This is a genomic window from Halalkalibacter oceani (genome assembly GCF_040544555.1).
Lineage (GTDB): Bacteria > Bacillota > Bacilli > Bacillales > Bacillaceae_D > Halalkalibacter > Halalkalibacter oceani.
In genome coordinates, this window is record NZ_JBEPKD010000020.1 from 68,685 (window position 1) to 75,047 (window position 6,363).

The 6,363-nt window shown below is 48.2% G+C and carries 8 protein-coding genes; 6 read left to right on the forward strand and 2 right to left on the reverse strand.

All coding sequences use genetic code 11. From position 1 onward, the window contains the following. The first annotated feature begins 55 nt into the window (after positions 1 to 55). On the forward strand, positions 56 to 673 hold the full coding sequence (locus tag ABMB67_RS17770) for a YrrS family protein (protein ID WP_354572903.1): 618 nt from the start codon (positions 56 to 58) through the stop codon (positions 671 to 673). A gap of 66 nt (positions 674 to 739) precedes the next feature. On the opposite strand, the gene ABMB67_RS17775 is transcribed toward ABMB67_RS17770, so the two are convergent. Further along, positions 740 to 946, reverse strand: coding sequence for a YrzA family protein (locus ABMB67_RS17775; RefSeq protein ID WP_354572904.1), 207 nt, complete (start codon positions 944 to 946; stop codon positions 740 to 742). 114 nt (positions 947 to 1,060) lie between these two features. On the opposite strand from ABMB67_RS17775, the gene mtnN reads away from it, so the two are divergent. The 3 genes from mtnN to ABMB67_RS17790 all read left to right on the forward strand — a co-directional run bounded on the left by mtnN (position 1,061) and on the right by ABMB67_RS17790 (position 3,809). Beyond that, complete coding sequence (gene mtnN / locus ABMB67_RS17780; RefSeq protein WP_354572905.1) at positions 1,061 to 1,756, forward strand: 5'-methylthioadenosine/S-adenosylhomocysteine nucleosidase; 696 nt, start codon at positions 1,061 to 1,063, stop codon at positions 1,754 to 1,756. A 90-nt stretch (positions 1,757 to 1,846) separates the two neighbouring features. Further along, positions 1,847 to 2,086 (forward strand): YrhC family protein, encoded by a 240-nt coding sequence (locus tag ABMB67_RS17785; protein ID WP_354572906.1) that lies wholly within the window; start codon positions 1,847 to 1,849, stop codon positions 2,084 to 2,086. Positions 2,087 to 2,309: 223 nt separating this feature from the next. Then, on the forward strand, positions 2,310 to 3,809 hold the full coding sequence (locus ABMB67_RS17790; protein ID WP_354572907.1) for an MDR family MFS transporter: 1,500 nt from the start codon (positions 2,310 to 2,312) through the stop codon (positions 3,807 to 3,809). On the opposite strand, the gene ABMB67_RS17795 is transcribed toward ABMB67_RS17790, so the two are convergent. After that, positions 3,806 to 4,429 carry an NUDIX hydrolase gene (locus ABMB67_RS17795; protein WP_354572908.1) on the reverse strand — a complete coding sequence of 208 codons (624 nt, stop codon included), beginning with the start codon at positions 4,427 to 4,429 and terminating at the stop codon, positions 3,806 to 3,808. The genes ABMB67_RS17790 and ABMB67_RS17795 overlap by 4 nt on opposite strands. 426 nt (positions 4,430 to 4,855) lie before the next feature. Between ABMB67_RS17795 and ABMB67_RS17800 the strand changes: the two genes are divergently transcribed. Both ABMB67_RS17800 and ABMB67_RS17805 read left to right on the forward strand, forming a co-directional pair. Continuing rightward, a complete protein-coding gene (locus ABMB67_RS17800; protein ID WP_354572909.1) occupies positions 4,856 to 5,560 on the forward strand; it encodes a DUF4397 domain-containing protein in 705 nt (234 codons plus the stop codon). Further along, entirely contained in the window at positions 5,561 to 6,097 is a 537-nt protein-coding gene (locus tag ABMB67_RS17805; RefSeq protein ID WP_354572910.1) for a class F sortase, read from the forward strand. Positions 6,098 to 6,363: the final 266 nt, after the last annotated feature.

The following is a 6,363-nucleotide window of genomic DNA, read 5'->3' on the forward strand; positions in this document are numbered from 1 at the left end:
TTGGAGAAAGTTCTTGTATAATACGGATGAGAGATAGGAAAAGGAGAGTGGAGTTATGCAAGGGTATCGTTTTGAGCAACGCAAAAAGCAGCGAATCAATCGGATACTAAACATAGCGATTGGGGTCGTTGTCCTTCTGATCCTTGTATTTGGAGCACAGATCTTTTTTGGATCATCTCCCTCTGAGGAAGCAGCACTTGACCAAGAGGAGTCTGTCGAGGAAGAACCAGAGCGAGAAGCCATTACCGATCCAGCTGAGCCTGTAGAACAGCCGGATGAACCGGCAGAGGAAAGAGAGCCGGTGGATCAGGAAAATGAGATAGATGAGCAAGAGAATGATAGCGACGCAGAACGCGATTTGGAACCCGTCCCGGACGGTGAATGGGAGCCGGTCGGCACATCGCAGACAGGTGAGTTCGCTCCTGATTTTACCCAAGGAAGCACAAATTGGAATGAGATGGAGAGAGCTTTGCGCTATGCAACAGGTCTTGATGAAAATATGATCGTTTGGCGTCTTGAAAATGGAGGAAGCCCTACGAGAGCGCGCGGCGTCGTCAGTGCTCCGGACAGGCAGGAACAGCCGTATGAAGTGTTTATTGAATGGGTCGATGGAAGAGGCTGGATGCCGGTTGACAAGCAGCAGCTTGCCGAAAATCCATACCGCAGAGGATAAGAACAGAAGCAATGAAAGGAAGCCCTGTTTTGGGCCTTAGAAAAAAGGTTGATAGTTACCTTTTTTCTAAGGCTCTTTGTAATGGACTACAGCCGTGTAGACGGGCCTCTCCGTTTTTGGATGAATATGGACGCTGTGCTGGACGGAGTGGACACGCAGCAGCAACGCTTTGTTCTGTTCGATTTTGTCGTTTATCAAGGCTTCAAGTGTGGGCAGATCAAAAGCTTCATAGAATTCAATTTTGTCTCCGATACGGTCTAATTGAATCGCCATCTCTATTCTCCTTTTTCGCTATGCGTTTTTTCTTTATTATCTTAGCAAAGATGCGTGCAAATGAAAATGAAACCTGTATAATAGGTTTGATGATATGGATAAGGAGTGTTACGCGTGAGAATTGGGATTATTGGAGCGATGGACGAAGAAGTGGAATTAATCAAAGGAAAGCTGGATAATCGTCAGGATACAACGATTGCCGGGTGTGAGTTTCATCAAGGGAAGCTGGGCGGCACAGAAGTGGTCCTGCTGAAATCAGGGATTGGTAAAGTGAATGCGGCGGTTGGCACGACGCTTTTGATTCAACTGTTTGAACCGACATGCATTATTAATACAGGATCAGCCGGCGGCTTTCATGAGCAATTGAAGGTCGGCGATATTGTTATTTCAACTGAGGTGCGTTACAACGACGTGGAAGCGACCGTCTTTGGCTACGAGTTTGGTCAGGTGCCGGGAATGCCGGCTTACTACACACCGGATCAAAGGCTTGTCGAAGTGGCGCAAAAGGCGGCGGAAAAGGTTGGCATTCATGCCGTGACAGGCTTGATCGTATCCGGCGATTCGTTTATGAGCGATCATCAGCGGGTCGAGGAGTTAAAGCAGATTTTCAATCATCCTTATTGTGCGGAAATGGAAGCAGGAGCGATCGCTCAAGTCTGCTACCAATTCGACATGCCTTTTGTTATTATCCGCTCACTGTCTGACATCGCCGGAAGCGATGCGAAAGTGTCCTATGATCAATTTCTGGAAACAGCTTCCGTCCATTCCGCGAAGCAGGTGCTATTAATGGTCGAGGCATTGGCTGAATAACTGGTAGCGTCTCCCTCCATTAACGGAGATTACATGCGATCCTCCTGATGATTCATGATAGAATTGAAGGAGGATGGGGGGAAGTCAGAGATGGATCAACAGCAAAAAGCATTAAAAGATAAAGTAGCAGATTATAAGCGCTTCGGCTTTATTTTAGTAGCGTTAAGCATGTTTCTTTTTATCGGCCTGCTCGTTCCGGCTCAAGGGCTCGCTTTGCATCACCCGGAGCTGTTCATTGCGGCTGTTTTTCTTACATTGGCGCTCGCCGCCTTCTTTCACCGCATTGCGATGAAAGCTGAAAAGCAATTACAGGAAGATCAACAATCATAAATCTGTCAGGCTGCTGCTTCATAAGATGAGGGGCGGCTTTTTTATTTGCCTTCAAATAAATGATCTCCGGGTATGGTCCTTCCTTTTTTCTATCCCGGTTTGAAAATAGTTTCAGCGTTTGGTCAGCTTGATAGCGAAAAGTTTTCTTTGATGGAATGCCAATTTGTATTAAAATGACAAAAGAGTCTTTGTCAGAGTAACTGTAAAAATGGGAGAGTGTGGAATGGACAAACAGAAGCGAACAAATAGACCGCTTGTCCTGGCTGCTGTCATGCTGGCGATGTTTATGGCGGCTGTGGAAGCAACGATTGTCGCAACAGCGATGCCCGGGATTGTCGCAGATCTGGGGGGCTTTTCTTTATACAGCTGGGTCTTTTCTTCCTATCTTTTAATGCAGGTTGTTGCGATTCCGTTATATGGAAAGCTGGCCGATCTTTATGGAAGAAAGCTCATTTTTTCAATCGGGATCATTATTTTTTTAATTGGTTCGCTGCTTTGTGGATTTTCCTTTACGATGGAAATGCTCATTATCAGCCGGGTTTTACAAGGGCTGGGAGCCGGGGCCGTCCAGCCAATCGCGACGACAATTGTTGGCGATATGTATACGAAGGAAGAGAGAGCCAGCATTCAGGGCTATTTGGCGAGCATTTGGGGCGTGTCGGCCATTATCGGCCCGTTGCTCGGTGCTTTTTTCATGGAGTATGTCAATTGGTCATGGGTGTTCTGGATGAACGTGCCTTTCGGGATCGTGTCGATGGGGATTGTGATCTTTTTTCTGCATGAAAGCGTGGAAAAGAAACAGCAGTCGCTTGACCTTGGCGGAGCGGCGCTCTTACTCGTTTCAATCAGCGCGCTGATGGTCGTTCTTGTTCAATTCGACGGGACGATGATTCTTTCCAAAACAGAGCTTCTCCTGCTCGTCAGTTTGTCGCTTGTCTGCCTGATCTGGTTTTTCTATCATGAGCGCCGAGTGACTGCGCCAATCGTCACCTTCTCTCTTTGGCGGCAGAAGGAAATACGGTATGCCAATTTGGCTTCCTTCACGTCCGGGGCGATGCTGATGGCCGTATCGAGCTTTTTGCCGACGTATGTCCAGGGGGTGCTTGCACAAACTCCGCTCATCGCCGGGTTAACGTTGACGGCGATGTCAATTGGCTGGCCGATCGCCTCGACAATTGCCGGGAAAATGATGCTGAAAACCGGCTTTCGGGTCACGGCTTTAATTGGTGGTTTCGGTCTTTTAGCAGGGGCGCTCGGCTATTATTTGCTGACGGCTTTTCTGCCGAATCCGTGGTGGGCTGGTTTTAGCTCGTTTATGCTCGGGGCAGGTCTCGGTTTTTCGACAACGACATTTGTCGTGTCGATTCAGTCCAGTGTAGATTGGAAGGCGAGAGGGGAAGCGACGGCGATGAATTTATTTATGCGCCTGCTTGGCGGAGCTGTCGGGGTGGCATTATTAGGAGGCATTTTGAACAGCCGCCTTCGTGCTTTTCTTGAACGAGAAGGAGAAGCCCTTTCGATTGAACCGTCAATCGAAGCGGTTAACCGCCTGCTTGAAGCAGAAGAACGGGCCCTGCTCAGCCAGGGGGAGCAGAGCCTTCTTCAGACGGGACTCTCTTCCAGTCTGGCCGCGGTCTTTCTCGCGCTAGTGGTTCTCGCCGTCCTCAGCTTTCTCTTTATTTTGCTTCTGCCAAAGGATCAGGTGGAAAAGCAGGAAAATTAGTCCGGCCTTGTCAGATCAAGAAAGTGGGTCAAAATTCGCGCCGTCAGACCCCAAATGACGTATTGCTTATAGTAATAAAAAAATTCAGTTAGCGTGTTTGTCCGTGCCGCATACGTTCTGCTGTTTGAAATCTGGTCGAGTGGAAAATGCTCATCCGGCTCAAAATGGAGCTTCATCTCATACCGTTTTGGCTCGTATGTATACAAAAAGGAAAGAGGGACGGTAAAAATATGATCGACCTCAGCCTGATTCGGTGTAATGCTTTCGATATTTTCCAAAACAGCGGCAAATGGATAGATGATACCGCGGAATGGCGTGACAAGGATATCGAGCGGCGCGAGAGGCTTAATGTACTCTCGTTTAAGGCCGAGCTCTTCGGTAACTTCACGAATCGCCGCCAGCTGCGGGGTCGGATCATCCGAATCAATCCGTCCGCCCGGAAAGCAAATTTCTCCCGGCTGGCTGTTCAGATGATGGGCGCGAACTTCAAACAGTATCGACAATTCTCCATTTTCGTAGACGAGCGGCAAAATGACAGCGGCATTCATACTGCCTTTTTGAGTGAGCACGCTAGCTGATCTGCCAGCAAGCTTGGCTTCAATTTCAGATAGGTCTCTCATGACAATGCCTCCAGTAGGTTATCGTTATAGGAAAGTATACCACAGATTATCAGCGTTCTTAGCTGGGGATGCTTCCGGGATGAAGGGGTCTTTTCAAAATAAATGAAATTTATATGTAAGAAGATATGCCAAAGAAGCTGAAACGATGTCAGCAGTGGTGTACATTAGTATCAGGAAAGGTCATTGACCTAGCTTCCAAAATGTTCTCTCTACTCTCCCCCATTGCGAGCGATTCGTTTGTCGAATCGCTCTCTTTTTTTTTGTTGTAAAAATCAGCAGCTTCCTGCACTGCGAATGTGACGACACGGACCGGGCACCCGGATATGGCTGGCTGATACTTCCAGTTTTTTTCGTGCTGTTTTTGAATAGTTCAAACTTTACGAAGGGGATTCTAGTAAAGAATGTACCTTGAAGGAGATGAAGATCATGAAAAAAGCTGGAGTTGTCGTTTTGCTGCTGCTTGTTCTGGCAGTGGGCGCTCCTGTCTATGCCAATAGTGAAGCAGAGGCACAGGCACGAGTCGTCCATGCAACACCTGATGCGCCAAAGGTCGATGTTTATCTTGATAAAGTGTTAGTCGTAAAAGCGCTTGATTTCACCGAAGCGGGGCAGTATATCTCATTAAGTCCGGGGCTGCATACTCTTTCTATTTTCCCTGAAGGAGATACGGATACCGCCTTAGTCACAGATGAGGTGACGGTGGAAGCCGGTCATCATTACACATTGGCGGCAATCGGGGAGGTTGAAGCGATGTCCATCGCCAAGCTGGTTGATGACCAAACAACCTCGGCAGGCAAAACAAAGCTTCGCGTCGCTCATTTTTCACCATTGTCACCGGCTCTTTCCGTGACGACAACTGAGGGCGAAGTACTCTTTCCTGAGCTGATTTTTCCAACGACAGCCTCTTATCTTGAAGTGGCGCCCGGCTCTTATTCGTTACAAATAAAGGAGCCTGCCGCCCTACTTGAACTGGTCGAAGCAGAATTAAAGCCAGATACGGTCTATACGGCCTTGGCAGTCGGTGCAAACGCCGCGGGAGAGGGGGTAACGGTGATTTTGCTTACTGATTATATGCCGTTGCCGGCTGAGCTGCCGAAAACGGGACTGGGCGGCGCTTCGCCAACGATGTAAATGAAACAGAAAACGGCTATCCTCGCGTTCGTCTTTCTTTTCGTTTATGCCGGGAGCGGAGTAGAGGCGGCCTACTGTGAGCCGCTGTTGCTAAAGATTCCCGCCCTCTCGCTTGAGGCCGAGGTGGAAGGATTGACCCGGACGGAAATGGAAGCCCTGCCGCCAGACGGTTCAAAGGTTTTCTGGTACAAAGACGGTGTGACGCCGGGTGATCGTGGCAGTGCTGTGTTCGCTGGGCATTATGATGATTACGAAGGGCCGGCTGTGTTTTATCAGCTTGCTCAATTACAGAAGGGGGATCTCATCTATCTTGTTGATGGGGGCGGCCTCGTTTCAACCTATCAGGTCGAAGCGGTTCTGTCGTTTCCGAAAGAGGCCGGCTCCGTCGAGGACGTGTTTACCGTTAATCATGACGCCGGCTTGCAGCTTGTCACATGCTCAGGCATCTATCGGCGTTCTGATCAGACACATTCTCACCGTCTTATCGTCCAGGCGAAGAAACGCGGTAATTCCTACCCATATCAAGCTTCTTCTTAGCAGCAGCATCCCTATCTCCTGCTTCTTTGCTTGCAAAATAGGCAGAAATCACTGAAAATAAGAGGAAGACCATGCATATGATACAGATATAGCAAGCGTAGAGGGGAAACGAAAGATGGATGTTCATTCGCAGGAAAAAGAGATGCTTTTATTATTGGAAAAGCTCGTAAATGTATTTGGCAAGTAGGAAATGTATGATTTGGCAGTTAAAAATGTAGCTACTTGCCAACATCCTTTTTTAACGATTGAGTAATGATTCTTTGTGT

What these genes read in the sequence shown, in the direction of transcription:
- ABMB67_RS17790 (WP_354572907.1), top strand. Translation starts at nt 2,310, where the DNA reads ATGGACAAACAGAAGCGAACAAATAGACCGCTTGTCCTGGCTGCTGTC.
- ABMB67_RS17805 (WP_354572910.1), top strand. Translation starts at nt 5,561, where the DNA reads ATGAAACAGAAAACGGCTATCCTCGCGTTCGTCTTTCTTTTCGTTTAT.
- ABMB67_RS17770 (WP_354572903.1), top strand. Translation starts at nt 56, where the DNA reads ATGCAAGGGTATCGTTTTGAGCAACGCAAAAAGCAGCGAATCAATCGG.
- ABMB67_RS17795 (WP_354572908.1), bottom strand. Translation starts at nt 4,429, where the DNA reads ATGAGAGACCTATCTGAAATTGAAGCCAAGCTTGCTGGCAGATCAGCT.
- ABMB67_RS17800 (WP_354572909.1), top strand. Translation starts at nt 4,856, where the DNA reads ATGAAAAAAGCTGGAGTTGTCGTTTTGCTGCTGCTTGTTCTGGCAGTG.
- ABMB67_RS17785 (WP_354572906.1), top strand. Translation starts at nt 1,847, where the DNA reads ATGGATCAACAGCAAAAAGCATTAAAAGATAAAGTAGCAGATTATAAG.
- ABMB67_RS17775 (WP_354572904.1), bottom strand. Translation starts at nt 946, where the DNA reads ATGGCGATTCAATTAGACCGTATCGGAGACAAAATTGAATTCTATGAA.